Source organism: Nonomuraea sp. MG754425, from assembly GCF_021699195.1.
GTDB lineage: Bacteria > Actinomycetota > Actinomycetes > Streptosporangiales > Streptosporangiaceae > Nonomuraea.
Window position 1 is genome coordinate 1 of sequence record NZ_SSXE01000458.1, and the last position, 768, is coordinate 768.

Genomic DNA, 768 nt, shown 5'->3' on the forward strand with positions numbered 1-768 from the left:
AGCGGGTGCTGATATAATCCTGCGGCGGATTCATAATTGTCTGCTGCAGGCTCCTTGCGCTCTCTGCAGCCTGCCGCCGCCGTTCCAGCATCTGATCAAGTGCAGCTTCACGCGCATCGTAGAGGGGCTGAAGCTTGCCGAGCACCTTTGTGGAGCGCGAGGCTTCTCCCATTGCCGCTGACAGCGGCTTGAATGTGCCGGCCAGTTCAAGAGCGAAATCGACCGGGGCTTTATACTTCATCTCCTCGGCGATCTGCCGGCGGAAAATATCATAGCTTCCGATCGGCCTGCTCCAGTCCAGAGCAGAGCTATCCAGCTTGACGGGGAGCAGATTAAAGGCGTCTCCCCGGCCGCTCTCAAACAAATTATCATTCAATACTGCAGACAACAGCTGGCCGCCGTCATCGCCCCCGAAGGCAAACAAGCCATAGCTCTGCTGCAGGCTGAGGTCATAAGAGGACATTACCGACCGGACTGCCGCCCTTGCCAGCCGTTCCTGCTGCACATTGGCAGCGGCAATCCTTGCATAGTCAATCAAAACAGCTGTGAACAGGAAGACAAAGGCGAGTGCCGCAATCAGAAAGATCGAGACGGATCCGCCGGTTTCCTTTATCCATAAAAATTTCCGCCTTCTCTTTTGGCCCGGATCCGGCAACACATGATGTACATGCCTCATACTCCCCTGCTCCTTCCTGTCTGTTATCCTGGCTTACGCAGGATAAGCAATTGGTTTCAGCCGTTTCATTTCTTCAGCGCAGTCAGCATTTT

Annotated in this window: 1 protein-coding gene; it reads right to left on the minus strand. The window is 54.7% G+C overall.

The window, feature by feature from the left end; genetic code table 11:
* Window positions 1–676, minus strand: a 676-nt coding sequence (locus FAF44_RS53470) for a hypothetical protein (protein WP_237111161.1), incomplete at its 3' end; no start/stop codon positions are given.
* Window positions 677–768 lie beyond the last annotated feature (92 nt).